The 25,969-nt window shown below is 60.4% G+C and carries 27 protein-coding genes; 13 read left to right on the forward strand and 14 right to left on the reverse strand.

Annotated elements, in window-relative coordinates; genetic code table 11:
- The first annotated feature begins 99 nt into the window (after positions 1 to 99).
- Positions 100 to 489, forward strand: coding sequence for a ribonuclease inhibitor (locus CXQ93_RS18070; protein WP_104111803.1), 390 nt, complete (start codon positions 100 to 102; stop codon positions 487 to 489).
- 198 nt (positions 490 to 687) lie between these two features.
- Positions 688 to 1,563 carry an SDR family NAD(P)-dependent oxidoreductase gene (locus tag CXQ93_RS18075; protein ID WP_104111804.1) on the forward strand — a complete coding sequence of 292 codons (876 nt, stop codon included), beginning with the start codon at positions 688 to 690 and terminating at the stop codon, positions 1,561 to 1,563.
- 13 nt (positions 1,564 to 1,576) lie between these two features.
- On the opposite strand, the gene CXQ93_RS18080 is transcribed toward CXQ93_RS18075, so the two are convergent.
- The 3 genes from CXQ93_RS18080 to CXQ93_RS18090 form a co-directional block, all read right to left on the reverse strand.
- Complete coding sequence (locus CXQ93_RS18080) at positions 1,577 to 2,221, reverse strand: dihydrofolate reductase family protein (RefSeq protein ID WP_104111805.1); 645 nt, start codon at positions 2,219 to 2,221, stop codon at positions 1,577 to 1,579.
- 129 nt (positions 2,222 to 2,350) lie between these two features.
- Positions 2,351 to 3,016, reverse strand: a complete 666-nt coding sequence (locus CXQ93_RS18085) for a class I SAM-dependent methyltransferase (protein WP_104111806.1) — start codon at positions 3,014 to 3,016, stop codon at positions 2,351 to 2,353.
- Entirely contained in the window at positions 3,009 to 3,920 is a 912-nt protein-coding gene (locus CXQ93_RS18090; RefSeq protein ID WP_219817386.1) for an alpha/beta fold hydrolase, read from the reverse strand. Before CXQ93_RS18090 ends, CXQ93_RS18085 begins: the two co-directional genes overlap by 8 nt.
- 194 nt (positions 3,921 to 4,114) lie before the next feature.
- Between CXQ93_RS18090 and CXQ93_RS18095 the strand changes: the two genes are divergently transcribed.
- Genes CXQ93_RS18095 through CXQ93_RS18105 form a run of 3 tightly spaced genes read left to right on the forward strand, consistent with a single transcriptional unit; the run spans position 4,115 to position 6,165 of the window.
- Complete coding sequence (locus tag CXQ93_RS18095; RefSeq protein WP_104111808.1) at positions 4,115 to 4,807, forward strand: histidine phosphatase family protein; 693 nt, start codon at positions 4,115 to 4,117, stop codon at positions 4,805 to 4,807.
- Positions 4,808 to 4,831: 24 nt separating this feature from the next.
- Positions 4,832 to 5,398 carry a DUF3090 domain-containing protein gene (locus CXQ93_RS18100; protein WP_104111809.1) on the forward strand — a complete coding sequence of 189 codons (567 nt, stop codon included), beginning with the start codon at positions 4,832 to 4,834 and terminating at the stop codon, positions 5,396 to 5,398.
- Complete coding sequence (locus tag CXQ93_RS18105) at positions 5,398 to 6,165, forward strand: SCO1664 family protein (RefSeq protein WP_104111810.1); 768 nt, start codon at positions 5,398 to 5,400, stop codon at positions 6,163 to 6,165. Before CXQ93_RS18100 ends, CXQ93_RS18105 begins: the two co-directional genes overlap by 1 nt.
- Before the next feature lie 119 nt (positions 6,166 to 6,284).
- Here the strand turns inward: CXQ93_RS18105 and CXQ93_RS18110 are convergent, their stop codons facing one another.
- The 3 genes from CXQ93_RS18110 to ychF all read right to left on the reverse strand — a co-directional run bounded on the left by CXQ93_RS18110 (position 6,285) and on the right by ychF (position 8,623).
- Positions 6,285 to 6,770 carry a peptide-methionine (S)-S-oxide reductase gene (locus CXQ93_RS18110; protein WP_104111811.1) on the reverse strand — a complete coding sequence of 162 codons (486 nt, stop codon included), beginning with the start codon at positions 6,768 to 6,770 and terminating at the stop codon, positions 6,285 to 6,287.
- Positions 6,771 to 6,974: 204 nt separating this feature from the next.
- Positions 6,975 to 7,394, reverse strand: a complete 420-nt coding sequence (locus CXQ93_RS18115; RefSeq protein WP_146073258.1) for a hypothetical protein — start codon at positions 7,392 to 7,394, stop codon at positions 6,975 to 6,977.
- A gap of 143 nt (positions 7,395 to 7,537) precedes the next feature.
- Positions 7,538 to 8,623 (reverse strand): redox-regulated ATPase YchF, encoded by a 1,086-nt coding sequence (gene ychF, locus CXQ93_RS18120; protein WP_104111813.1) that lies wholly within the window; start codon positions 8,621 to 8,623, stop codon positions 7,538 to 7,540.
- Between the two features lie 150 nt (positions 8,624 to 8,773).
- Here ychF and CXQ93_RS18125 point away from each other — a divergent pair, with 150 nt between their 5' ends.
- Complete coding sequence (locus CXQ93_RS18125; RefSeq protein ID WP_104111814.1) at positions 8,774 to 9,982, forward strand: DNA recombination protein RmuC; 1,209 nt, start codon at positions 8,774 to 8,776, stop codon at positions 9,980 to 9,982.
- 95 nt (positions 9,983 to 10,077) lie between these two features.
- Here CXQ93_RS18125 and CXQ93_RS18130 read toward each other — a convergent pair whose 3' ends face one another.
- Together CXQ93_RS18130 and CXQ93_RS18135 are read right to left on the reverse strand one after the other, a co-directional pair.
- Complete coding sequence (locus tag CXQ93_RS18130) at positions 10,078 to 11,157, reverse strand: 4-hydroxy-3-methylbut-2-enyl diphosphate reductase (protein WP_104111845.1); 1,080 nt, start codon at positions 11,155 to 11,157, stop codon at positions 10,078 to 10,080.
- Positions 11,158 to 11,167: 10 nt separating this feature from the next.
- Positions 11,168 to 12,001 carry a hypothetical protein gene (locus CXQ93_RS18135; protein WP_104111815.1) on the reverse strand — a complete coding sequence of 278 codons (834 nt, stop codon included), beginning with the start codon at positions 11,999 to 12,001 and terminating at the stop codon, positions 11,168 to 11,170.
- A gap of 174 nt (positions 12,002 to 12,175) precedes the next feature.
- Here CXQ93_RS18135 and xseA point away from each other — a divergent pair, with 174 nt between their 5' ends.
- Both xseA and CXQ93_RS18145 read left to right on the forward strand, forming a co-directional pair.
- Positions 12,176 to 13,486, forward strand: a complete 1,311-nt coding sequence (gene xseA, locus CXQ93_RS18140; RefSeq protein WP_104111816.1) for an exodeoxyribonuclease VII large subunit — start codon at positions 12,176 to 12,178, stop codon at positions 13,484 to 13,486.
- Positions 13,483 to 13,710: an exodeoxyribonuclease VII small subunit gene (locus tag CXQ93_RS18145; RefSeq protein ID WP_104111817.1), complete on the forward strand. Its 228-nt coding sequence runs from the start codon at positions 13,483 to 13,485 to the stop codon at positions 13,708 to 13,710. Before xseA ends, CXQ93_RS18145 begins: the two co-directional genes overlap by 4 nt.
- Positions 13,711 to 13,734: 24 nt before the next feature.
- On the opposite strand, the gene CXQ93_RS18150 is transcribed toward CXQ93_RS18145, so the two are convergent.
- The 4 genes from CXQ93_RS18150 to CXQ93_RS18165 form a co-directional block, all read right to left on the reverse strand.
- Positions 13,735 to 14,589, reverse strand: coding sequence for a polyphosphate kinase 2 family protein (locus tag CXQ93_RS18150; protein ID WP_104111818.1), 855 nt, complete (start codon positions 14,587 to 14,589; stop codon positions 13,735 to 13,737).
- 12 nt (positions 14,590 to 14,601) lie between these two features.
- Positions 14,602 to 15,819, reverse strand: coding sequence for a pyridoxal phosphate-dependent aminotransferase (locus CXQ93_RS18155; protein WP_104111819.1), 1,218 nt, complete (start codon positions 15,817 to 15,819; stop codon positions 14,602 to 14,604).
- 87 nt (positions 15,820 to 15,906) lie between these two features.
- Complete coding sequence (locus CXQ93_RS18160; protein ID WP_104111820.1) at positions 15,907 to 16,866, reverse strand: ABC transporter substrate-binding protein; 960 nt, start codon at positions 16,864 to 16,866, stop codon at positions 15,907 to 15,909.
- 66 nt (positions 16,867 to 16,932) lie between these two features.
- Positions 16,933 to 18,843, reverse strand: coding sequence for a beta-galactosidase family protein (locus tag CXQ93_RS18165; protein ID WP_258069101.1), 1,911 nt, complete (start codon positions 18,841 to 18,843; stop codon positions 16,933 to 16,935).
- Positions 18,844 to 19,045: 202 nt separating this feature from the next.
- Here CXQ93_RS18165 and CXQ93_RS18170 point away from each other — a divergent pair, with 202 nt between their 5' ends.
- On the forward strand, positions 19,046 to 20,065 hold the full coding sequence (locus tag CXQ93_RS18170; protein ID WP_104111821.1) for a LacI family DNA-binding transcriptional regulator: 1,020 nt from the start codon (positions 19,046 to 19,048) through the stop codon (positions 20,063 to 20,065).
- A 26-nt stretch (positions 20,066 to 20,091) separates the two neighbouring features.
- Here CXQ93_RS18170 and CXQ93_RS18175 read toward each other — a convergent pair whose 3' ends face one another.
- Positions 20,092 to 21,006 (reverse strand): N-acetylglucosamine kinase, encoded by a 915-nt coding sequence (locus CXQ93_RS18175; protein WP_258069102.1) that lies wholly within the window; start codon positions 21,004 to 21,006, stop codon positions 20,092 to 20,094.
- Positions 21,007 to 21,023: 17 nt separating this feature from the next.
- On the opposite strand from CXQ93_RS18175, the gene CXQ93_RS18180 reads away from it, so the two are divergent.
- The 3 genes from CXQ93_RS18180 to corA all read left to right on the forward strand — a co-directional run bounded on the left by CXQ93_RS18180 (position 21,024) and on the right by corA (position 23,765).
- Positions 21,024 to 22,058, forward strand: coding sequence for a nitronate monooxygenase (locus CXQ93_RS18180; protein ID WP_104111822.1), 1,035 nt, complete (start codon positions 21,024 to 21,026; stop codon positions 22,056 to 22,058).
- A gap of 153 nt (positions 22,059 to 22,211) precedes the next feature.
- A complete protein-coding gene (locus CXQ93_RS18185) occupies positions 22,212 to 22,727 on the forward strand; it encodes an Lrp/AsnC family transcriptional regulator (protein WP_104111823.1) in 516 nt (171 codons plus the stop codon).
- Between the two features lie 42 nt (positions 22,728 to 22,769).
- A complete protein-coding gene (gene corA / locus CXQ93_RS18190) occupies positions 22,770 to 23,765 on the forward strand; it encodes a magnesium/cobalt transporter CorA (protein ID WP_104111824.1) in 996 nt (331 codons plus the stop codon).
- Between the two features lie 12 nt (positions 23,766 to 23,777).
- On the opposite strand, the gene CXQ93_RS18195 is transcribed toward corA, so the two are convergent.
- Entirely contained in the window at positions 23,778 to 25,097 is a 1,320-nt protein-coding gene (locus CXQ93_RS18195; RefSeq protein ID WP_104111825.1) for an ATP-binding protein, read from the reverse strand.
- Between the two features lie 140 nt (positions 25,098 to 25,237).
- Here CXQ93_RS18195 and CXQ93_RS18200 point away from each other — a divergent pair, with 140 nt between their 5' ends.
- Complete coding sequence (locus CXQ93_RS18200; protein ID WP_104111826.1) at positions 25,238 to 25,867, forward strand: malonic semialdehyde reductase; 630 nt, start codon at positions 25,238 to 25,240, stop codon at positions 25,865 to 25,867.
- The last annotated feature ends 102 nt before the right edge of the window (positions 25,868 to 25,969 follow it).

The following is a 25,969-nucleotide window of genomic DNA, read 5'->3' on the forward strand; positions in this document are numbered from 1 at the left end:
GATGAAAGTCTGCAGTGTTTCTATCAGGGCCGAAAACTTGAGCCCCCATTCCATATCGTGGTCTAGTGTCATGAACAGATCAGGGAGGGACTCCGAGCAATGAAACAGTATCGAATCGACGGTGCCGAGGTGCAAGGTATCGCCGATCTCTACGAGCAGTTCAACCGCGAGTTGATGGCCGACGAAGATTGGTTTCTTGGTCAGAGTTTAGATGGGCGCAACGACGTCCTCTACCGAGTAGACGGCGAGGTCCGTGCTGGTCAGCCTGCTACATTCGTCTGGACTGACCACGCCCACAGCCGTGAAGCGCTCGGGTCCGATGCGACACAGCGGTGGCTGCAGAATAAGTTGTCACAACCGAATTCCTTCAATCAGCAACGTATCCAGGCGGATCTTGACGATCTGCAGAACGGAGCCGGAAAGAGCTACTTCGAGCTCATTCTTGAGGTCTTTGCAGATCACCCGCTCATCGATCTCCAAATCCGATGATCCGATAGCCTGCGCCGTCGATTTTCCGCCAACGGTGTGCCACGAACACCGGGTGAACTGCATGCGGGGCACGAGTCAGGGCACGTGGTCCAGGGCGATGAGATTGGTCCGCGCGAGAAGAGCCGCTCCCTCTTGAAACTCCCTCTGATCGCTTGCTAGCCTGACGAGACTGAGCATCTAGTCGGAGGGAATCATGCCATGACCGATTCATCACGCACTTCTCGGACCTGGTTCATCACCGGCGTTGGCCGCGGTCTCGGCCGGGAATTCGCGCGGGCCGCTCTGGAACAAGGTGACCGCGTCGTCGGAACTGTCCGCCATGCCGGAGCCATGTCGAATCTACTGGCCGACTACCCACACTCGGCACGAGAAGTCCTTCTCGACGTCCGTGACGCAGCCGCGGTCACCGTCGCTGTGGATCACGCAGCGAAGATCTTCGGTGGCTTCGACGTTGTGGTCAACAACGCGGGCGCCGGGTTTGTCGGAGCCATCGAAGAAGTCAACGAGCAGCAGGCCCGCGATCATCTCGACTTGAATCTGTTCGGCGCGATATGGGTATCCCAGGCGGCGATTCCACACCTGCGAGAACGCGGTGGTGGCGACATCGTGCAGATTTCCACTGTCGGCGCCATCGGCTCGATGCCAACATTCGGACTGTACAACGCCGGTAAGTGGGGCCTCGAAGGCTTCAGCGAAGCGCTTTCTACCGAGGTCGCCCAGTTCGGGATCCACGTGACTATCGCCCAGCTCGGCGGATTCGCGACCGATTGGGCCGGTCCGAGTATGCAGTTCGCAGCCCCGAAATCGGAATACGACGAGCTCCGTACAGCCTTGTTTGGCACCGCGGAGATGCCCTGGCCCGCCGTCGATCCTGATGCATCTGTAACGGATGCCGATCCGGCCCTGGCGGCAGAACGGCTGCTCGCTCACCTCACTGGCCCTGACCGACCATTGCGGGTGCTGATCGGTGACGACGCTCCCGGGCATGCAGCTCTGGCGTACGAGGCCCGCCGGGATTCCTACGGCAAGGACAGCGATTTCAGCTGGCCGTCAGGAAGGGGAACTACAAGATGACGACGAGACATCGTCAGTCACGGCCCTTCCTATTCCACAGCTGATGCGTCAATCCGCTGGAGGTGCTGATGGATTCAACACTGAACCGGTCTTCCATACCAGCCAAGTGATCCCAGATCCGGACACCGGTGCCGAGCACCACCGGAACGATCACCACATGCAGGAAGTCGATGAGATCAGCCTGCAGGAATTCGCTCACTGTTGACGGCCCGCCGCCAATCCGAACGTCCAACCCACCGGCCGCTTCCTGCGCGAGGCGGAGCGCTTTTACCGGGGACGTATCTACAAAGTGGAAGCTCGTGCCGTTGGCGAACTCGAGTGACTCACGAGGATAGTGAGTCAGGATGAACACGGGGGTCAGGAAGGGCGGTGCGTCTCCCCACCAACCTTCCCAACCGTCGTCGGGCCAGTCCCCCGACTGCGGGCCAAACTTACGGCGGCCCATAATCTCTGCCCCGATGCCCTGGCCCCACATGCTGAACATGGCCCGATCCACGCTCACCGGGTCGTCTATGCCATGGATGCCGTGAATGACGCGTCCGTCGAACTTACCGAAGAGCGCCGCGGCATCACCGATCGGCTTTTCGAGCGTCACGTAATCGCCAGCGGCGTATCCATCTGAGGAAACGAACAGGTTGTGTACTCGCGTCCGAGCCATGGCAACTCCCTAAGAGATTGATTTCTGGAAACGCTTGAACCCTAACCCAGCGTGATTCCCCACTGCAATCATTGTGGAGGTCAGGCGGCGGGAATGAGACTGCTGCACCATGGCTGGGCAGCAAAATGCTCACCCACGTCTCCGGGCCAGAACTATCCCACCCGGAACAATGTCGTCGGGCCGGAAGACGGACTCAGATTCGATCTGGAAGTTGGCATCCCGCAACCAATCAGAGATCTCGCTGGCGTGCCGAAGGTGAGTATCGACGCTGATCGCTTGGCCCGTATATCCGCTGGAGGCGTGCTCAGTACTGTCCCCGACGTGAAAACCGACGAGGATGTGGCCCCCGGGTCGCAGGACCCTATGAAACTCTTTGATCACACCGGCCATGGCGTGGTCAGGAATGTGGATCGTGGACCAGAAAGCGACGATGCCGGCGACTGAGTGAGCGGCCAGATCGAGGTTTGTCATCGTCCCCACCTCGAAGTGCAGATCTGGGTAGGCCCGCTGGGCGAGGGCGACCATCATAGGTGAGAGGTCGATCCCGAAGGCTTCGGTACCTGAATCCTGAAGGTATCGCGTGACATATCCGGGGCCGCACCCTACATCGGCCACCCGCCCGCCTCCGTCGCGCTGGACGAGTTCCACGAACACGTCCAAATGTGCCCGCAGATGCGGATGAGCTTCGAGCAGCCCTTGGACCTTTTCTGCGTAACCCGCGGCATCGAGGTCGTATGAATTTCGGGTATCCGTCAGCCATGTTTGCGCATCACCTGCCGGGTTATTGTCACTCATCGGAGCCTGCGTCTCCGGATGTGGCGATCTCGCGATTTCCGCGCATGTGGTCGACAAGCGCAGGGATGACGATATCCCACACCCTCGGCGGCGGCGCCTCGTGCCCCATGCCATGGACACGCAGCAGCGTGGCGCGTGGGATCATGTGGGCGAGTGCCGCACCGTGGGGCAGCGCGAATAGCGGGTCCGAGTCACTGTGAATGACAAGTGTCGGCATGGTCACCATCGACGGATCCGCCTCGCTGTCGCCTGCAACGAGAAAGTGATTGAGCATCGAGGATTCAATGCTCTTCGTGCGGCCAAACTCGATAGTGGCGATTGCACGGATACGGTCTTCATCGAAGCCGAACGACCCTTGATAGGGGCGCTCGGCTTCGACTCGGTAATCAATGACACTCGAGGCATCGTTCCAGTTGCTCACCACCGGGAGCTCGTTCTCTGCCGCGCCCAGGCTCAAGTCAGGGATCGGTAGCTCTCCCGAGTCACCTCCGATTGGTGACGACTCGATGAGTGTCAGCGTTAGAACACGTAGCGGCTCGGTGACACCGAGGTACTGCGCGATACCACCACCCATCGACAGACCCACGAGATGTGCCGCGGCGATGCCGAGTGCATCAAGGATCCGAACAAGATCGTTGGTCAGATCAATGCCCATGTAATCCGGTTTGCCCGGCGGGCTCGTCGTCGACACCCCGGTATCCCGCTGGTCGTAGCGAATAACGTACAGACCCTCCGCAGCGAGGAGCTGGCAGAAGTCCGGAGTCCACCAGTCCATCGATTGGGTGGCTCCGGCGATGAGTAAGACCGGCGGGGAACTCTTGTCGCCGAACTCGTCGACCGCCAAGGAGACGCTATCGAACTCGAGGAGTTTCATGTCTAAAGCATCCTTCCCTCGACCCCGCACGGTCAATGTGCGCGTCGAGGATGATTGCAGGCCCCGTCCGCCAGCCGGGCGAGCACCTTGAACAAGCTGGAGCCCGGCCCAGATCCCGAGATCAAAGGGCAACAGCTGAGCCGAATGTCGGTCCTCGTCCATCAGCTTGGTGACACTCGGCTTTTGGGCTGGGATCGTCGACGACGGATGGTTAGGCTGGGTGGATGGCAACAGTTATCCTCGTGCGGCACGGCCGCTCCACAGCCAATGCTTCCGGACTGCTGGCCGGCCGATCCGCTGGCGTCAGTCTGGACCAGATCGGGCAGGACCAGGCGGCCCTGACCGGAGACCGGCTCGCCCCCGTGCCCCTCGTCGGGGTGGTGTCGAGCCCGCTTGAGCGCTGTCAGCAGACCGCCCAATTCATCCTCGATCGCCAGACCGGTGCGCCGTACTCGCCCATTGATCTCGACCTCACCGAATGCGATTACGGCCAATGGCAGGGCCGCACGCTCAGTGATCTTGCGACTGAGGATTTGTGGCCGGTTGTCCAGTCGCAACCGTCCGCCGTCGTCTTTCCAGGGGGTGAGTCCATGGCAGCGATGCAGGCCCGCTCAGTGGCAGCGATTCGACGTCACGATGCAGCCTTCGAAGCCGAGCACGGGCCAGAGGCCGTGTGGGCGGCAGTAAGTCACGGTGACATCATCAAATCAATCCTCGCTGACGCTCTCGGCATGCACCTTGACATGTTCCAGCGCATCAACGTGGGCCCCGCCTCCATATCGATCGTGCGTTACGGCGCTAATCGGCCGAACGTCTACGCCACCAACACCGATGGGGGCGATCTGTCGTGGTTGTCGAACGGCATTCACTCTGGCGATGCGCCAGTGGGTGGCGGCGCAGGGCAAAAGACGCCATGAACCTCTTGCGCCTAGAATACTGACATGCATACACGTGTTCACGAGTTTTCCTGGCCCGATCGGGTCGTCGTTGGCGCCATTGGCCTTCCTGGGGCGCGTACATTCTACTTACAGGTGCGCGCGGGGACGCAGATCGTGAGTATTGCCTTGGAGAAGCAGCAGTCGGCTCTGCTCGCGGAGAACATCGACGAAATTCTCGATCAGCTCATCACTGTCAAGGGCAACCCCTTCAGCGTTCCCACGGGCACTCCCGTGGAACTTGTCGACAATGACCCGCTCGAGGCTGTCCAGGAGCAGTTTCGCGCTGGGGCCATGAGCCTTGGCTGGGACCCATCAACTGCCCAGATCGTCATAGAGGCCCACCCACTCACCGATGACGAATTTGATCCTGATGCTGATGCTGATGACGAATCGTTTGATGAGGACGGCGCTATCGAGTCCGAGATGCTGCTGGTGCGAATGCCTGTCGGCACCGCCCGCGCATTCGCCAAGCGCACCCGCGAGATCGTGGCTGCCGGGCGTCCAATGTGCCCGCTCTGCGGGTTTCCCATGGACGCCGACGGACACATCTGCACCCTGCCCGAGGTCTGATGCCAACGTCAGAACTTATGGCCGCCGAGCTGACTCTCACCGGCCGCATCACGACGGCTTCGAACGCTACATTTCTTGGCAGCATCGGGGACGTGGTGGTCGTCTATAAACCGATAGCGGGCGAAAGTCCGCTGTGGGATTTTCCTGAGGGTACGTTGGCCCAGCGGGAGGTGGCCGCCTATATGGTCTCGGAGGCCTTCGGCTGGGGAGTGGTGCCCCACACTTGGCTGCGCGATGGCCCTTTGGGAGAAGGAATGGTGCAGCTCTGGCAGGAGCAGGATCCCACCCAAGACGCCGTCAACCTGGTAGCGGCGGAGCAGGTGCCAGAGACAGGTTGGAAGCAGGTTCTACAGGGACAAGATGAGAACGGACGGATCGTCGCCCTCGTTCACGAAGATACGCCAGCGCTGCGACGCATGGCGGTGTTCGACGTCGTCGTCAACAACGCCGACCGCAAAGGCGACCACATCCTTGCCATGTCTGACGGTCACCGGCACGGTGTGGACCACGGGCTCACCTTTCACCGTGACCACAAGCTGCGCACGGTGCTGTGGGGCTGGTTGGGAGAGGATCTAACTTCCGAGGAACTGGACGGCATTGATCGTGTCAGCGAGGGGCTGAAGGGTGGGCTGGTCCGAGACCTAGCGGAATTGCTCAGCGCTGAAGAAATCGCAGCGCTCTCTGGTCGCTGCGACCGCTTGCGCTTAGCAGGGCGGTTTCCGGCTCCGAGCGGTGAGATGTCGGCGGTGCCCTGGCCGCTGTTCTAAGGCCATCGCAGAAGATTTCAGGGGTCAAGAGTTACAAACTCAATCGGGACTCCACCGAGTTCCGGCGCAGGCCAACTTTTAGATGATCACCACCGGCGACCATCTAGATCGACCTCAGCCTAGTACTTAGTCAGCAGTTCCGCGGGTATGTGGCAGGAGTCTTCAGGGCAACGCGCGAGCCGATCCTGATGCTCTTCGGCGCTTCGCACATAGTTAGCGAGCGGCAGTATCTCGACGGCAATGCGGTCAGCGTCATCTCTGGCCGCGATGAAGGCCCGAGCATCTTCAAGGTGGCTCAGTTTGTTGGAGTACACGCCAGTTCGATACTTCTGGCCGATGTCCGGTCCCTGTTGGTTCACGCTGTAAGGCTCTATGATCTCAAAGAGGTAAGCCATCAACTGCTCGACATTAACAGCCGTCGGATCGAATCGTGTGCGTACGCATTCCGCATACCCGTCGTATTCGATGTCGATGCGCTGGCTAGTGCCGTTGGCCCTGCCAGCCTCTGTGAACGTCACACCTGGCAGCGTCGCGATGAAGGCCTGCACGCCCCAGAGGCAGCCGCCCGCGAGATATAGCTCCTCGATCTCGCTCTCAGTATCCATGTCCCGATCTTACTGGTGCCTGCGCGACGATCCGTCAGACGTTGAATCTAAACTCCCAGCGTGAATAACGGAGCACCACGCCAAGACACCCGAAATGCTGCCCGTTTCAAATGGGAGCTATTCGATCGTTCCTAACCGAAAATCAACTTCAGGAAATCTCATCCGAGCACTGTCGAAGAATTCCGGCACGGACCAACCTCATGATTAACGAGGCAGACGATCCTCATCCTCCGGCGTAATGATCATTCCCTCGTGTGTCAGGGTCGCTCCGAGCATCTTTCCCCATTTGTCGAGGAACACCACATCAACATCGCCCAGCCCTGTCCATTGTTCCGAGCTCGCAGAATCAGGGAAGAAACACCCAAGACGGTCAATGGCTCGGAGGATATCTCGATCATAGGAGAATCGGCGCTTCACCGCATCGGAACGAGGCCGGGAATAGCCGGCGCCGGGCCTGACCCCGACCGTTCTCGTCGATTCTAGATGTTCGAGCTGACGTAGCAGCGGATGGCCGCTGTCCCCATTGTTGAACACCAGCTCAATGTGGGCGATATGCGGCCGTAGCGACTGCATCCAAGCCGACTGCTCTTCACGCGACATGGATTCTTCGAAGCTAGAGATCAAGATTATCTTCCTGTCCTAGAATCCGTTGATTGAGCCAGTCAAAACCTTTAACAATCCGATGGACCAGGACAGTCGCGATCCCAGTCGCGCAGATACGGCCCCGATTGCCGAAGCAAGCGGGGCCGTATCTGAAACACGAGTGACTAGACGTTGAAGCGGAACTCCACCACGTCGCCGTCGTGCATGACGTATTCCTTGCCTTCAATGCGAACCTTGCCCTTGGCCTTGGCCTCGTGCATGGATCCAGCCTCAATCAGGTCATCGAAGTGAACAACTTCGGCCTTGATGAAGCCGCGCTGGAAGTCGGTGTGGATGACGCCGGCAGCCATCGGAGCGGTATCGCCCTGGTGGATGGTCCAAGCGCGCGTTTCCTTGGGGCCAGCCGTGAGGTAGGTCTGCAGGCCGAGGGTGTGGAAACCGACGCGAGCCAGCTGGTCCAGACCGGACTCTTCCTGGCCGCTCATCTCCAGCATTTCGCGGGCTTCTTCTTCATCGAGCTCGACGAGATCGGATTCCAGCTTGGCGTCCAGGAAGATCGCATCGGCCGGAGCCACGAGGGCGCGCAACTCAGCCTGACGCTCCGGGTTGCCCAGAACTGCGTCATCGACGTTGAACACGTAGATGAACGGCTTAGCGGTGAGGAGGGAGAGTTCCTTCAGGTGTTCCATCTCGAGCTTGTCGCTCTTGATGGAAGAGAAAATGGTATCGCCGCGCTCAAGGACAACCTGAGCAGCCTTGATGGCGTTCAGTTCAGCGGCCGAGCGCTGCTTGAGCTTAACAGCCTTCTCAATGCGCGGGATGGCCTTTTCGACCGTCTGCATGTCGGCCAGAATCAGCTCGGTGTTGATGGTTTCCATGTCAGAGCGAGGATCCACCTTGCCGTCCACATGGATAACATCGGGGTCATCGAAGACTCGGATGACCTGGGCGATGGCCTCGGCTTCACGGATGGTGGCCAGGAACTTATTGCCCAGACCTTCTCCTTCCGAGGCGCCCTTGACGATGCCGGCAATGTCCACGAAGGTCACTACTGCCGGGAGCAGGCGTGCGGATCCGAAGACCTCTGCGAGCTTTGCCAAGCGGGGATCGGGCAGGCTGACAATGCCAACATTGGGCTCGATCGTAGCGAACGGATAGTTCGCTGCGAGCACGTTGTTGCGAGTCAGTGCGTTGAAAAGGGTTGATTTGCCGACGTTGGGCAGTCCGACGATGCCAATAGTAAGAGCCACGGGACAAGCTTACCGGCAGGGTCCCGATTTTGCCGCTTGCGGCGAAATCAGGGTGGCCGGGAAGCGTTCTACCGGTTGCCACAGGTTTAAGCTTCTTTGCCCATTACCGGCGAATCCCAGAATGTCAGTACCCCGTGCGAAGCTGGTTTTATGAATGGAATCGGCTGGCTTGTAGCAGTTTTAATGTTGGTTGTTGGAGCAGTAGTGGGCGCAGCCGCGGTGGCGTGGGTGCTGCTGGCGAGGTTGCGTGCTGCGAATGAGGAGGCGGATGCCGCCCATGACCGGGCCTCCGCACTTACGGCTAATTTCGCGGCGGCCGACGCCGAGCGCCGACTGCTCGCCTCGCAGAACCATGCTCTGGCCGCGCAGCAGGGATCGGACTCCCACGTCCTGCAGGCTTTGGGTCCGGTGTCCGAGAAGCTCAACGCCGTCCAGCGCCAGGTGTCCTTGCTGGAGCGTGACCGCGTAGAGCAGTACGGCCAGCTCGCCGAGCAACTGCGCGATGCCCGGGATGCAGACGCCAAGTTGTTGGCCACCACGTCCTCACTGGAGGCTGCGCTGCGCTCCAACAGCGCCCGCGGCAAGTGGGGCGAGGTCCAGCTGCGCCGCGTGGTGGAGTCCGCCGGTATGCTGGCCCACGTCGATTTCTCGGAGCAGGTCCACACCTCAACCGACGACGGCGTGCACCGCCCCGACATGGTGGTGCGCTTGCCCGGCGGCAAGGAGCTGGTGCTGGATGCCAAGGTTCCGCTGACTGCATTCCTTAACGCGCACGACGCCGGCACAACAGACAGCGCCGCATCTGCCCAACACTTGGCTCGCCATGCGAAGGCAGTCAAGGCTCACATCGACGCTCTGGCCAGTAAGCAGTACTGGACCTCTGCGTTGAACTCACCCGAGCTGGTGATTTGCTTTGTGCCAGTTGAATCAATTCTCTCTGCAGCGCTGAAGGCAGATCCGGAACTCCTTGACTACGCCATGAGCAAGAACGTTGTTTTGGCTTCTCCCATCTCTCTCATGGCCATCCTGAAAGCCGTGGCCTTCAGTTGGCGCCAAGACGTCCTGACGGAAAGCGCCAAGGAGCTCTTTGAACTGTCAGCCCAGCTCTACACGCGTCTGGGCACCATGGGCGAGGCCGTTTCCGCTGTGGGCGTCTCGTTGAAAACCAGCGTTGACCGGTACAACAAGCTCGTGGGCACTCTGGAAGCACGAGTCCTGCCCACAGCCCGCAAGCTAAATGCGCTGGATCCCAAAACGCTGGAATCCCCCGCCCAGGTGGAGAGCACTCCCCGAATGCTCACTGCCCCAGAGTTCCACACCACAGATATCCGTTCAGCTGACATCGATATGGCCAGCTGAGCTGGCCAGCTGAGTCCACCAACTAAAGCGGAGTGGCCCGAACCGTCTGGTTCGGGCCACTCCGCTTTAGTCTTACCGAGATTCTCGGCGCGCCGTCACAGCAAGTTGGAGCTGCGCACGCCCTTGTAGTCAGGATCGCCTGCGGCCTTCATGGTGGCCCGCAGTTCCTTGGGAAGGGAGAACAGGATGTCTTCCTTAGCGGTGACCACTTCTTCCACCGACCGGTAGCCGTAGTCGGCCAGCAGGCGCAGCACGTCCTGGACCAGGATGTCCGGCACGGAGGCTCCGCTGGTCACGCCGACCGTGGCAGCACCCTCAAACCAGGCCTCGTCAACTTCATTGGCAAAGTCAACGCGGTGCGAGGCCTTGGCACCGTATTCAAGCGCCACCTCCATGAGCCGCACCGAGTTGGACGAGTTGGACGATCCCACCACGATGACCAGATCTGCCTGCGGGGCGATCTCCTTGATGGCGCCCTGGCGGTTGGTGGTGGCGTAGCAAATGTCGTCGCTGGGCGGGTCCTGCAGTTTGGGGAACCGCTCGCGCAGAATCTCCACAATCTCCATGGCTTCATCGACGGAGAGCGTGGTCTGGGACAACCAAATCAGGTTCTCGGGATCCGCAACCTGGACCGTGCGCGCTTCTTCAGGGTTGTTCACAATGGTGGTGCTTTCGGGCGCCTCGCCGTACGTGCCTTCCACTTCCTCGTGACCCTCGTGGCCGATCAGCAGGATGTGCTTGTCTTCCCTAGAAAAACGCACAGCCTCCTTGTGGACCTTGGTCACCAGCGGGCAGGTGGCATCAATGGTGCGCAGGTCGCGGTCGGCAGCCGATTGAACCACGGCCGGGGAGACTCCATGAGCGGAAAAGACCACCAATTCGCCTTCGGGAACCTCTTCATTTTCCTCGACGAAGATGACACCCTGGGCTTCCAGCGAGGAGACCACATGGACGTTGTGCACAATCTGCTTGCGCACGTAAACGGGTGCACCGTAGTGTTCCAGCGCCTTTTCAACGGCGATGACGGCCCGGTCTACGCCGGCGCAATAGCCGCGCGGGGCCGCCAGCAGAACCCGCTTTTCCCCGGTCACCGGTGCGGCCGCAGCCACCTCTTGGGGCGACCTGCGACGACGCGGAACGGCGGGCATGGACAAGGAAACGGCAGTGGTGCTCATAGCCACCATCTTACGTGGTGCGCCGGCCCTTCACGATGAGAGCTACAACACCGGCGGCAGCCATCACACCAGCAATGAGAAACGTTGCGGTAATTCCACCTTGCCAGCTGGCCCGAGCCAGAGCCCCCAGCTGGATGCCGAATTGCTGAGCTACTTCCGTCCCCACGACCAGTCCGGCTAGGGCGCTTTCGACAAAGCCCGAACCAAGCTGCCACAGCAGCGCCACTGCGGCAAGCCCTGCGCCGCCCAAGATCAGCGTGAGTGCACGCCGTTTGGCCACAATGACACCCAAAGCTAAAAGGTCGACGGCGATGAACGCCATCCAGCCCGATGCTCCGCCCAGCGCGCTCGCCAAAGGCAGCACCTTGGCAACCTGCGGCTGTTCCAAACTGACCACCACTTCTTTGGGAGTGGGCAGCGGAACACCCAAGTCCTGGGTGACTTTGGCTGCCACCAATTCAACCAGTGGGGCAATGTCGAGTTTCAGGTCTCCTTGTATCTCCTGATTTCCTGCGGCGTCAAAGGTCAATTTGTGGCTGCGTTGCAGGGTCTGGGTCCAAGCCGCTTCATAGCCGGGATTAGTGTAAATGGACCGGGCCGCAGAGGTGATGAGGGCCCCGGCCAGCTCATTCAGCTGGGGCGGCAGGTTCAGGGACGCGGTGGCTTGATCGGCGGCCAGGGCGGAGAGACCTTCTTGGAACTCGCTGTTGGTGCCCAGCGGGCCGGCCAGTTGCGCAAAGCCAGCGCCATCCACAACATTGCGTTCTAGCCAAAGAGCGGGACCGGCAACTGCGGCAAGCAGCAGTCCCAGAATGACAAGAAGTGCCGAACCCGCAGTGCGCATGAGATATCCCTAAAATCACAATAAAAAGCCGACAGTGGTTCCCCATAGTAGTTCAAGCCTGTGGACAGCCGCGCTTGGGTGTCAGTGCGTGAAGATAGAGTTGTTCTCAGGCAGCAAACCCAGCACCACACTAGGCAAACCGGCAACCCGGAACAGAAGGACGGCGATACTTTCATGACGGATACCCCGGAGCGGAAGGTCCTTGCAGCCACTGCAGCGGAGACCACCGCCGACAACCCGTGGCCACTTCAAATGCTCAGCCAGAAGCTCAAGACCCACATTGAAAAGGCCCCGCCTGCGTGGGTTGAGGCCCAGGTCATCGAGCTGAACAAGCGCGCAAATGTCAGCTACCTGACGTTGCGCGACATAGACGCCGAAGTGTCGCTGAGCGTCACCGTATGGGGTTCGGTTTTGAGCAGGCTAGAGGCACCTCTAGAGCGCGGTTCTCGCGTAGTAGCTCAGCTCAAGCCTGATTTTTGGCTCAAGACCGGCCGCCTGTCCATGCAAGGGCAGGACATCCGGCCCGTTGGTCTGGGCGATCTGCTGGCCAGAATCGAGAAGCTGCGCCAAGCGCTGGCCGCCGAGGGACTCTTCGACCCTCGTCGCAAGAAACCGCTCCCCCTGCTTCCCCACCGAATCGGCTTGATCACCGGGCGCAATTCAGACGCCATGAAGGATGTGCTGCGCAATGCCGCGCTGCGTTGGCCCGCAGTGGAGTTTGAGGTGCGTGAGGTGCCCGTCCAGGGCGTCAACGCCGTCAGCGGTGTCATCGGCGCTTTGGAGGAGCTCGATGCTGATTCCCGCATCGATGTCATTGTCATCGCCCGAGGCGGCGGTTCATTGGAAGATCTTCTGCCGTTTAGCCATGAGTCACTGGTTCGCGCCGTAGCCGCGGCGCACACTCCCGTGGTCAGTGCCATTGGCCACGAAGCCGACCGCCCCCTCCTTGACGAGGTTGCCGACCTCCGAGCCTCCACGCCCACCGATGCCGCCAAGCGCATTGTGCCCGACGTTGGTGAGGAGTTACGCCGGGTGGATCAGGCCCGGACCCAGCTCAACCGCCGCATCAAGGAGATGCTGGAGCGAGAAGGGGAACGGCTGGCCTACCTACGGACCCGCCCGGTTTTGGCGAACCCGCAGTCTATGCTCACTGCCAGGCACGACGACGTCGCCGCCTTGAGCACCCGCGCTCTGACAGCGGTGCGCACCCAAGTTGGCAGGCATGCTGATCAACTGGTACATCTTCGAGCTCAGGTCCGGGCCCTCTCACCTCAGAAAACACTTGACCGAGGGTACGCCGTGGTCCAACTTGGTGACCGGTCAATTGTCCGCTCGCCTGAGCAAGTGCCTACGGGCACCCCATTGAGGATCCGGGTAGCTGGCGGCGACTTCACAGCCGCAGCCACGGACTCCAACACCCCAGTCATCTCAGAAAATACCGACGCCACAGCACCCACCCCCACAGCAACAAAGGATCCCGCATGAGCCCCGCAACAGCAACCACCCCGAACTCAGACATCGCAGCACTTAGCTACGAGCAGGCCCGCGAGCAGCTGATGGGCGTGGTCAATCAGCTCGAAGCGGGCAGTTCCAGCCTTGAAGACTCCCTCGCGTTGTGGGAGCGCGGCGAAGCTCTGGCAAAGCGCTGTGAAGAATGGCTCGAGGGTGCCAAGGCACGTCTCGACGCGGCCCGCGCCGACACCGAATAGGCGAGCAGGTCCTGAACCGCCTGGCTAAGCCTCGTCCAGCCTGGCGCGTTCTTTGTCCAAATCGAAATCACCGGCCGGCCACTGCAGGTTCAGTCCGCCCAGCGCCTTGATGAGAATCTCTTGGACGGACATGCGGGCATACCACTTTTTGTCAGCCGGGACCACGTACCAAGGTGCAGTTTTAGTGCTCGTCTTCTCAAACACCTTCTGATAGGCGTCCATGTAGGCAGGCCAATGGGCGCGCTCGTCCAAATCTGTGGGGCTGTACTTCCAGTACTTCGTGGGATCGTGCAGCCGTGCAGAGAGCCGTTCCAACTGCTCCTCCGGGCTAATATTCAGCATGATCTTCACAACGGTGGTCCCTGATGCCGCCAGTTCTGCTTCAAAATCATTGATGGCACTGTAGCGCCGTTCCAACTCAGCCTCATCAGCCCAGCCGTGGACCCGGTGAATCAGCACGTCCTCATAGTGGGACCGGTCAAAAACGCCCAACATTCCCGGGCCGGGCGCGGCTGGTCGCACCCTCCACAGGAAATCGTGGGCCTTTTCTTCATCCGTTGGCGCCTTGAACGTGGTGAGCTTGACCCCTTGGGGGTCTACAGCACCCACCACACGGCCAACAATGCCACCCTTGCCGGCCGTGTCCATGGCCTGCAAAATGAGCAAAGCCGATTTCTTCCCGCCGAAGCGGCTTTCAGCAAACAACTGTTCCTGCAGTTGGGCCAGCACCGGCGCCCGCTCGGTCAACGTTGCGACGCCGTCGGACTTCTTTCCGGTGTAGCCCGGGGACACGTTGGTGGGCTGTTTCGCTAAGGAAAAGCCCGGCTCCACACGCAGGAGCTCGGAAGGTTGATCTGTAAAACCAAGCGGCAGGGACACGATGGGCCTTTCCTAGGGTTTGTACGTGCTCAGGAACTCGCCAATTCGTCCAATGGCCTCTTCAAGGTCGACGACATTGGGCAAGGTGACGAGGCGGAAATGGTCTGGCTGATGCCAGTTGAATGCCCGGCCATGGGACACCAGAATCTTCTGTGAATCCAACAGCTCCAGGGCGAACTTCTCATCATTCTTGATGGGGTACATCTCCGGGTCAAGCTTGGGGAACAAATACAGTGCGCCCTTGGCCTGGTTGACCGAGACCCCCGGAATGTCATTGAGCATGCGGTAGGCCAGATCTCGCTGCTCCAGCAGCCGCCCGCCGGGCAGGATCAAATCCTTAATGCTCTGGTGTCCGCCCAACGCGGTCTGGATGGCATGCTGTCCAGGCACGTTAGCGCATAGGCGCATATTGGCCAGCAGGTTGATGCCTTCCAGGTAGTCCGCGGCAGCAGCCTTGGGACCTGAAATGGCCAGCCATCCGGACCTGAAGCCACAAATGCGGTAGGCCTTGGACAGCCCGCTGAAGGTCATGCACAACACGTCCTCGCCAGTGAGGCTGGCGGTGTTGATATGAACAGCGTCCTCGTACAGGATCTTCTCGTAAATTTCGTCCGAGAACACCACCAAATTGTGTTTGCGGGCCAGATTAATCATGCCCGTCAGGATGTGCTCCGGGTACACAGCACCTGTGGGGTTGTTGGGGTTGATGATGACAAGACCCTTGGTCTTGGGCGTAATCTTTGCCTCCAGATCCTCCAGATCCGGCCACCACTCATTGTCTTCATCGCACAGATAGTGCACAGGCCGGCCGCCAGCAAGGCTCACAGAGGCCGTCCACAAGGGGTAGTCCGGTGCCGGGATCAGCACTTCGTCGCCATTGTTCAGCAGCGCCATAAGGGACAGCGTGATCAGTTCGCTGACCCCGTTTCCTAAGTAAACATCATCGACATGGATGTTCTGGATACCGCGCGTCTGGTAGTACTGCACCACTGCTGTGCGGGCGGAGAAAATTCCCCGGGAATCCGAGTAACCCTGGGCGTGCGGGAGATGGCGGATCATGTCCACCAAAATCGCGTCAGGCGCTTCAAAGCCAAACGGGGCTGGATTGCCGATGTTCAACTTCAGAATCCGATGCCCCTCGGCCTCCATCTGCTGCGCTTTTCGCAACAGGGGCCCGCGGATGTCATAGAGGACGTTATGAAGCTTGGTGGACTGGGTGAATTCTGCCATTTAACAAATATGGCACACCCCGGCCCCGATTTTGGGTTTGAACCGGCACGGTGTCCGTGCCAATGCCAATCAAGTGGCTTGGTGGGGCTAGGAACCGGCTTTGACCAGCCCTACCTGGCTGAGCCAGGCCGTTGCTACCTCTGAGACGTCACCGAAGTGCCGGTCCTGGGCCAGCCTACTCAGATTGGCTAATTCCTCGGTGGTCAGGGCTGCGCTGACCTTGTTGATAATTTTTTGGACCTCCGGTGGCACCGTTTTGCTGTCCACCAGCGGGACCACATTCTGAGCCGGGAATAGCTGCTTGGTGTCTGTCAATGGCACCAGCGCATTGTCGACGATCGACGGAGCTGAACTGTGGATGTCGGCAACTTGAATCTCATCACGCAAGAGCGCCCACAAGACATCCTCTTTGCTGCCGTCAAACAGCGGTTCCAGGGCCACATACTTCTTCGGCACACAGTTGTAGTCACTGCCCAACCCTGCCAGCCCTCTGCTGCTGAGCTGGAAACCGGCTGGGCCGCCCAGCACCAACGTTTTGCACACCTTGGCGAGATCCTCAATGGATTTGAGCTGGTACTTTTCCGCCGTTGCCGCCGTCACCACCAGGTTGTCGCTGTCCTGGGCTTTCGCGGCGTCGAGCATGCTGATGCCTTCGGGCAGAGCTTTCTTCAAGGCATTGACGACGTCGGCCGCAGACTCCGCCTCAACGCTCGGCTCCAAAGACTCCAATAATTCCCGTGAGTAGGCGGGAGCAATGTCACTGCTGCCGGTTTTCAAACTGGAGATTTGATCCTTGGCAGTTGCCTGGGCAGCTTCCACCACGGCTTGGATACCGGCTGCCTTGATTGCGGCCGCATACACCTGTGACACCAGGATGCCTTCTTGGGCGCTGGCACCGAAGGGAGACACCGGTGCGGAAATCGTCAGCACCGGCGCCTCTTCAGACAGTGAGCTGCTGGGAATGCTCACGATCGGTTCGGGAGTGCAGGCGGTGAGCGTACCCAGCACCAGGCACGCACTGAGTGCGGCAGCTAGCCTCTTGCGCACCTGTTACTCCCTGACGTTGACTGCTATCTTGACTGAATTCTTGACTGCTTGGCTAGCTAACTGCAGCTACCCCAAATCCTCAACATACGTTACCCCGACAAGACCCAAATGGGCTTCTTCGAGAAGTTCACCGTGCGTCCCGCCATGTTCCAACTCAAGCACCGTGATCTTGTTTACGCCGACCGTCAGCAACGGAGCAGGAATATACAGTGTCACCTGCGGTCCCACTTCCCAGAACCGGCCCAGCAAGAACCCGTTGACCCAGACCACGCCTTTACCAAAGCCGGGCAGGGCAAGGTAAGTATCGGCGGGTTCACCAATGTGCAGTTCACCGTGGAAGTACCCTGCGCCAGCCGGGTCTGACTCAGTTGCAGCTGACCCGGTAGATGCCACGGAATCGGCAGCCACGTTGAGCAGCTCCGCCAGTGGCCTTTCCAAGTTGACGGGGCGCTGATCCCAGTGGAAGACGTAGCGCTGGTTGATCAAGACGCCATCCAAAATGCCCTTGCCTTGACCAAAGAAGGGACCGTAATTGATGCGCCCCTGGTTCTCCACGAGAATTTCCAGCGCGGCCAGACCCCCACCAGTAGTCACGCTCACCCCGGTCCCGCCGTTGGCGTCAGTCAGCACACCCGCGTAGCTCCCGTCCACCCAAAGATAGGCGCGGTCATGCAGCCCACGGATCTTGATGGTGGCTTCACCTGCGGGTAGAACAGCCGAGGCGCTGTAATGGACCAAGCCACGGTCAAGTCCAAGCTTTTCAAAGGACAGCGGCTTGACGCTGGACACCGGCTTAATGGCGCGGATAAAGTCCAGCAGGGCCACGCCACGGCTCAGCTCAAAGGAACAGGCCGGGATGACAAGTGCTGGCCGTTCCAAATGCTCGGGGATGGGGGTGAGTTCGCGTCCCGATGCTGCAAAGAATGCTTCCCGCATGGCATGGAATTTTTCGGTCAGGCGGCCGTCTTCGGCAATGGGAGCATCGGAGTCGTAACTGGTGATGGTGGGTTGAATGGCGCCGTCGTGGTTGGCCCCGGAGCTCAGACCAAAGTTGGTGCCACCGTGGGCCATATAGAGGCAAATGGATCCGTCAACATCAAGGATCTTCTTGGCCTCGGAAGCCGCTTCGACACCGGCGCGGGTGTGGTGGTCTTCGCCCCAGTGGTCAAACCAACCGTTCCAGAACTCCACGGTGAAGAACGGTTCACCCGGGCGACGGCGTTCCCAGATGGCATCTGCTTCCTCGCCTCTGGAGCCGAGCGTTGCCGCAGCCCAGGTATCAGGCAAGGCGCCGCCATCGAGGAAGTAGTCGGTGCCGCCGTCGGCCGTGAAGAGCATCTCGGTAATACCGCGATCCAGCAGGGCTTTACGGTTCCAGCGCAAGTATTTCTGGTCGTCGCCGTAGCTGCCATACTCATTTTCAATTTGGACGGCAATCACGGGGCCGCCATGGCAGGCCTGCAACGGCGCAATGACGGGCAGCAACTGGTCAAACCAGCGTTCCACCGCGTTGGTGAATAACGGATCAGAAGATCGCAGCACCATCTCGGGATCGGAAATGGCCCAGGAGGGGAAGCCTCCGTTGTCCCATTCGGCGCAAATGTAGGGCCCAGGGCGCACAATGACATCCAACCCAGCGTCCCCCGCCAGAGTGATGAACTTGGCCAGGTCCTTCCAGCCGGTGAAGTCGGGGGCCACATCGGCATACGGCTGATGGAAGTTCCAGGCCACGTACGTGTCAAGTGTGTTGACGCCTAAGGCCACTAGACGGTCGATCCGGTCCTGCCACTGCTGTGGGTGAACCCTTAAGTAGTGAATGGCGCCGGCAATGATGCGGTGCGGATGTCCGTTCTTGAAGAGCAAACGATCCGAGTAGCTCAGTGCCTGTGCATAGGCCGGGGCAGGAGCGGCCGAGTCTGCTGAACCGGATGCACTACTAGTGCGGGCAGTACCTGACGAGGTCACGAACGTTGACAACTAAACTCCTGGCACACGGTAGAGGTAAAAAGCGGCAAATCTGTTATGGATAACAATCGTAGCTGCCGAATGCTAGAAAAGGGAACATGAACCGCCAATTTCAGGCGAATTCGCGGCATGTTACATGCTAACAACTAGACTTGGCCCAATAGTTAGCCTCCCTGTTTTACCCGGCCACGGCCCGCCCACCCCAAGGAAGAACATGAGCACGCAGCAATATGACCGCGGTCCAGCAATGCGGGACGTCGCGGCTGCGGCGGGTGTCTCCGCGCAAACGGTCTCGCGAGTACTCAACGAGCACCCCAATGTCCAGGACAGCACGCGCCGACGGGTGCAGGCCGTCATTGACGAGCTGGGCTACCGACGCAACAACACGGCCAGGGCGCTGGTGACAGGACGATCCAAGACCATTGGCGTCCTGACGTTAGCCACCAATAACTACTCGCGTTCATCGTTGGCTCTGGGTGTTGAATTGGGCGCCCGCGAGGCTGGCTACACAGTGAATTCCGTGACCTCCAGCCTGAGCACACAAAGCGTGGTCGACGCCGTGAGTCGCCTGGTCTTCCAGGGGGTGGACGGCATCATCATTGCTGCCCCGCTGCAGGAAGCCGTGGAGCAGGTTGCCAAGATCACAGCACGTATACCCACTGTCAACACTGACGGTTCTTCAGGCATGGGTGCTCGCATGGTGGGTGTGGACCAGGACTTGGCAGCCGTTGTGGCCACCAAACACCTTCTGGACCTTGGCCACAAGACCGTGTGGCATCTTGCAGGCCCCCTTGAATGGTCTGACGCTTCGAGCCGTTTGAACAGCTGGAGGCGCACCTTGCAAGAGGCCGGCTGCGAGGTTCCACCGGAACTACACGGTGACTGGAGCCCGGAATCCGGTTACCACAATGGCTTGATCTTGGGCCGGATGCCCGAGGTAACTGCTATCTTCGTGGCCAGTGATGAGATGGCCTTCGGTGTCATTCGCGCCCTCACCGAGCTGGGCCGACGCGTCCCCGAAGATGTTTCCGTGGTGGGGATCGATGACATTGATCTGGCAGCATATTCCAACCCGCCATTGACAACCGTCCGCCAGTCTTTCGAGGACACCGGCCGCCGTGCAGTTCAGCGTCTGGTCGCCCAAATCAACAATCCGGACATCAGTACGCCTCCGGATCTAGTAGCCCCGAGCCTCATGGTGCGGGCGAGCACCGCTCCCCCGCCAGCTCCCTAAAGCAGCTCTGGATCAAGCTGCATTGCTTAGACCAGAGCCGGTGCCACCAGGAGCGGAATGCCAAAAATGGGGTCCTGACGCAGGATCTGCACGTCGTGGAGCCCGCGTTGAGCCAAATGGGAGCTGAACGCGTCCTGGAGCGCCGGGACATTGCTGCCCATGCCACTTCCCAGTACCACGGGACCGGCGATCTTGAGCTGGCCGGCAACTTCTGCTGCCATCTGGGCCAAATCTGCCCCCGCGCGGTCCACGAGCATGAGCGCATGCTCGTGGCCCTTTTCGGCAGCAGCGAAAATCACCGGTGAAGCCGCAGCCCAGTAGCGCCGTGACGTGCCTTGATGGAAATGGGCAATCAGGGACTGCGGTTCGCTCAGCCCGCAGTAATCAAGCAATACGGATGTCAGGGCGTCAATGGGCTCCCCGGCATCCATCCGCCGCAGGCTGTAGCGTACGGTTTCGCGCGCCAACCAGTACCCGCTGCCCTCATCGCCGAGCAAATAGCCCCAGCCACCGGCTCGAGCCTGCTCGCCTGATTCGTTGATACCCCAGGCTGCGGAGCCCGTTCCGGCGATCACTGCCACTCCCGAGGTTGCACCCGCCGCGGCAAGCAATAAGCGCGTGTCATGCACCACCTGAACCTGCGCACCCGGCACAAAAGGTGCGATCAAGCTCATCAGTGCGGAGGCGTCGTCGTCCGTATCCACGCCGCCGGCGCCAGCCAGCACATGCGTGGCGCCGGCAACATCGAGCTTCGCGAAGAGTGCTGCCATGTTCTGCACGGCCGTTTCGGGGTTGACGTTCTGCACATTGGTGCTGCCCACGCTGGCGTCGCTGGTGACTGCGCCGTCCGTCCAGACGATCCCGCGCGTCTTCGAGCCGCCAATATCCAAGCCCACAAAGCGCGACGGAGCAGAGGGAGAGTTCAAGGTGTTTTTGTTCACACCTCTAGACTAATGCCATGTTCATCACACCCTTGATTGCCGCACCCATGGCTGGCGGAACGACGACGGCGGCACTCGCCTTGGCGGCTCAGGGCGCCGGCGCCTTTGCCTTCGCCGCCGGTGGCTACAAGACCGCTGAGCAACTCGCCGACCACATTGCACCATTGCGTGCCACAGGGGTTGATTTTGGCGTGAATCTGTTCGTTCCGCGGTCAACGCCTCTGGCTGCCAGCGCCGCGGCCGAGCTCGCCGCCTACCGATCAGAGCTACTTGACACGGCTTCTCGGTATGGCGCCGAGGTACCCCTCGCGGCGCCGCCCCAACAGGATCCACGAGTGCAGGATTTCTGGGACGAAAAGCTTGCCTTGCTGCTGGCGGACCCTGTTCCCGTGGTCAGTTTTACCTTTGGCCTTGCCTCCGCCGACGTGGTTGCCAAGCTGCACAAGGTTGGTACCCGGGTGGTGGCATCCGTGACGTCGGCACAAGAAGCCGCGGCGGCAGCGGCCACGGGAGTCGATGCGCTGATGGTCCAACACGCCAACGCTGGCGGACACACTGCAGCGTTCCTGCCCAGTGGGGGCACAAGCGGCGCACACGCAACGCTGCCGCAGCTGCTGACCGAGGTCCGCTCAGCCGTGAGCCTGCCCCTGGTGGGTGCCGGCGGCGTCAGTTCTCCGGACGAGGCCAAGGCCGCCCTGGCTGCCGGTGTCATTGCGGTGGCCCTCGGAACTGCCCTGATCCGTACCGATGAGAGCGGCGCCCGGGCGCTTCACAAGAATGCCCTGGCGGACCCCGCTTACACGCACACGGCCATGACCCGGGCCTTTACCGGTAAGCCGGCCCGTGCTCTTGTCAATGATTTTGTCCGCGATCACTCGGCAACCGCCCCTGACGCCTATCCCGAGGTTCATTTCCTGACAGCTCCGCTGCGGGCGGCCGCGGCAGCAGCGAATGATCCGCGGGCGGTGAACCTGTGGGCCGGGACAGGATGGAAGAGTGCGCAAGCTGGTCCGGCAGCGGCCGTCATTGCGGAATTCCTGCACGAACTCTAGGGTATCCACCACGCGAGTGACAGGCTGCGGACCTCACAATTCAGCCACCTCGATGGTGTTCGGGCAATTGTTCGGAAATTTGCTAGGATGGCGAACTAACGCACGTTACATACACGTTCGTCTCGGCACACTACGCCCACCTTGGAGGATCCCTTGGCATCACCAGCGAAGAACGTTCGGCGCGATAACTCCCAGCCTGGCCTCCACGCCGAGCCGCTGGACGCCGTCGACCGCCAGATCATTGACACTCTGGTGGCTGATGCCCGGATCACCAACCGCGATCTTGCCGACGCTGTGGGCATTGCTCCGTCTACTGCCCTGATGCGCACCCGCGCCCTCATGGAACGCGGCGCCATTGAGGGGTTTGAAGCCAAACTGAACCTCGCCTCGATCGGCCGCGCCGTGCAGGCTCTCATCGCGGTGCGGCTACGGGCTCATGACAGGGTCGAGATCGACACCTTCACTGGACGGGTTCCGCTGCTGCCCGAGGTGCTTTCCACGTTCCATACCTCCGGATCCGTGGACTACCTGCTGCACATTGCCGTCCGCGATACCGACGCCCTGCGCGACTGGGTTCTTGACAATCTGACCACCGATCCCGCGGTGGGACACACCGAGACAACCTTGGTCTTCAAGCACATTCCGGGGCACACGGGCCCGTTAGATTAGTAGCGGCACACAAATCTCACGTGCCTGACCCATAATGGGCAAGTGACCATCATTGACAACGCCGTATACGTGAACGGCTTGCGCTTCGCCGATCCCATCAGCCTCGAGCAGACCTACGAGGTCATGGACGCCTGCGGGGGCATGGCCTGGATTGGCATGTTCCGCCCCGATGAGGCGGAAATGACCTCTCTTGCCGCCGAGTTTTCGCTGCATGAACTTGCTGTGGAAGACACCATCATGGCCCACCAGCGCCCCAAGCTGGAGAGGTACGACGACGTTCTCTTCACAGTACTTCGTCCCGCCAGATACATCGATGAGAATGAATCAGTGGAGTTTGGCGAGCTACATGTCTTTACCGGCAAGGACTTTGTGGTCACCATCCGCCACGCGGAAACCCCCGGCCTGGCCTCCACTCGCACCCGGCTTGAGGCCGATCCCGCGCTTCTGGCCATGGGTCCGGAGGCTGTTCTGTACGCGATCATGGACCAGGTAGTGGACGATTACCAGCCCGTGGTCAACGGTCTGGAAAATGACATCGACGAGATTGAAGACCAGCTCTTCGCCGGAGATCCCACCGTGTCTCGGCGAATCTACCAGCTCTCCCGCGAGGTCATTCAGTTCCAGCGTGCCATCCACCCGCTGCGCGACATGCTAGTTCGACTCAAGGGCGGTTTTGACAAGTACCACGTGAATGTTGAACTTCAGCGCTATCTGCGCGATGTTGAAGACCATGTTGAGTCAGTCACGGCGCGGGCGGACTCGTTCCGGCAGCTGCTGCAAAACGCTCTGACTGTGGATGGCACGCTGACAGCCAACCGTCAGAATGAGGCTAACGCGGCGGAGAGCGAGCAGATGAAGAAGATCTCTTCCTGGGCCGCCATCTTGTTCGCACCCTCGTTTGTCGGTTCCATTTACGGCATGAACTTTGAGAACATGCCGGAACTGCACTGGGCTTTTGGCTACCCCTTTGCCTTAATCCTGATGTTCCTGGTGGGCTTCGGCATGTACATCATCTTCAAAAAGAAGACCTGGCTGTAGCTACAGCTGCGCTCACGTCCTGGCGAGGGCTGCGATGTCCTCCAGGAAGTCGGCGGCGACTGCATCGCTGACGGTGGCCTTGGTTTCGGCAATGGTCTCGAGGTAGTCGGCCGTCACCGGGCCACGAGCTTGTGAGCTCTCACCTTCGGAGGTACCCGGCCCACCTGAGGCGGAACCGCCGTCGAACATGGCCTTTTCCAGAGCACGCTGGGAGGCGCTGCGGGCGGCGAATTCTATGTCCGCTGGCGAGAATCCGACGCTGGCCGCCACGAGCGCCTCGACGTCAATGCTGGCCACAACATGGGCGGGGATGAAGCGGTTCCACATGGCGGTGCGGGCCTGAGAGTCGGGCAGCCCAATCGGGATCACATAGTCGAATCGCCCGTGGCGCAGGAACGCCGAATCCAGGGACCGGATGAAGTTCGTGGCGCACACCAGCAGGCGGCCGGGTTGATCACGGAACGCCGGAATGATCTTCAGCAGTTCGTTCGTGACCCCTTGCATGGGCGACGGCGGCTCCCCCGATCGCTGCGAGGCTATCTCCTCAACCTCGTCGATAAACACCACTGCATGCTCCAGCTCGGCGATGTCCAGGAAGGTCTGGCGCAGCGCCCCGGCCAAACCGCCCGGCTCCCCCGCCAACCGCGACGGGAACACTTCCACAAAGGGCCATTCCAACCGCGACGCAATAGCCTTGGCAAAGGTGGTTTTCCCTGTCCCAGGAGGACCAAAAAGCACGACGGCGCGCGGCGGCACCACCCCGAATTCTTCCGCCAGTTCCGACTCCGCCAACGGCAGCACCAGCCGGCGCTCAAGCAGTTCCTTCTCGGCCGTCATGCCCGCCACGCGATCCCAGAGATCCCGCGGCAATACCCGGCCCCCTAGTTCCTCCAGGACACCGAGTTCGGCACGTTGGACGGGGATGTGCCGTTCAAAGTACCGCAGGTTCTTCTTGACCACAAAACCCCTGTTGGTGAAGGCCTCCACCCGGGTTTCGGTCTCCGGCATCAGAGCCGATAGCTTGTTCAGTCCATGAGCGGCCATGCGGTTCTCGACGGCGGCAAGCAGCAGCGTGCCAATGCCTCGCCCACGGAAACTGGGCAAGGTAGCCAGGAAAACGATCCAACCCTGATCATGAGCGGCGCGGCCCACAGCTGCGCCAACTATGTTCTCACCCTGAACGGCGACAACGGCATGGTCCTTTTCGCAGGAGGCCAGCACCTCGGACAGGTCGTACACCGGCTGCACTCCGTTGTCCCGCAATGTCTGCCAGAGCGCCAGAATGCCCTCAACATCTTGTGAATGGAAATCCCGGATAGTCCATGGGCTCATGAATCTGCCGCTCCTTTGCGTTGGCCAGTCCCGCCATCTTGACACTGTGAGTCATGTCATAGCAAAACGAGAAACAAAATCATTATCTGTTGACGCTGATTAAGACGAACGCTGAAACCTATTTATTGAAAGCTGGGCTCATGAGCATCGACATTGCCACCGAAACCGACCTCCACAAGGAACTCATTCTGGACGGCGATGCCGCGGCGGCATTGTTCCTGGAAGCCCGCACCGCCAACAGCTGGTCGGATGAAGAAATCAGCGATGAAACGCTGCAGGCCGTTTACGCCCTGACCAAAATGGGCCCGACCGCCATGAACATCCAGCCGCTGCGCATCACCTGGGTCCGCTCAGAAGAGGCTCGCGCTCGCTTGGTTGAGCACATGAGCGACGGCAACAAGGCCAAAACCCTCACGGCACCCGTGGTGGCACTGCTGAGCTTCACGAACGAGTGGCACGATCTGCTGACCACCACGGCTCCGCACATGGCCAAGATGATCCCCATGTTTGAAGGCAACGCTGACCTGCGTAAGACCATGGCTGCGAACAACGCCCACCTGCAGGCCGGGTACTTCATCCTCGCTGCCCGTTCAGCAGGACTGGCCGCGGGCCCCATGACTGGCTTCGACGCAGCCGGCATGGATGCCGAGTTCAACGCTGGTACCCCGTACAACTCCTTCATGGTGGTCAACTTGGGCAAGCCCAACGGTGTAGCCGACCGCGAGCGCCTCCAGCGCCTCGAATTCGATCTGGCCACCGTAACTTTGTAAGAAGTTGTCCCAGCCCTACTGGCTATTGTGAGATAAGTTCACACCCAGCGCGCCGTCCCCGGAATTTTCACGTGGGACGGCGCGCTTTTTTGTTGCCCGCCC

The sequence above is a fragment of the Arthrobacter sp. N199823 genome (assembly GCF_002929705.1).
In the GTDB taxonomy this organism is placed as follows: domain Bacteria; phylum Actinomycetota; class Actinomycetes; order Actinomycetales; family Micrococcaceae; genus Specibacter.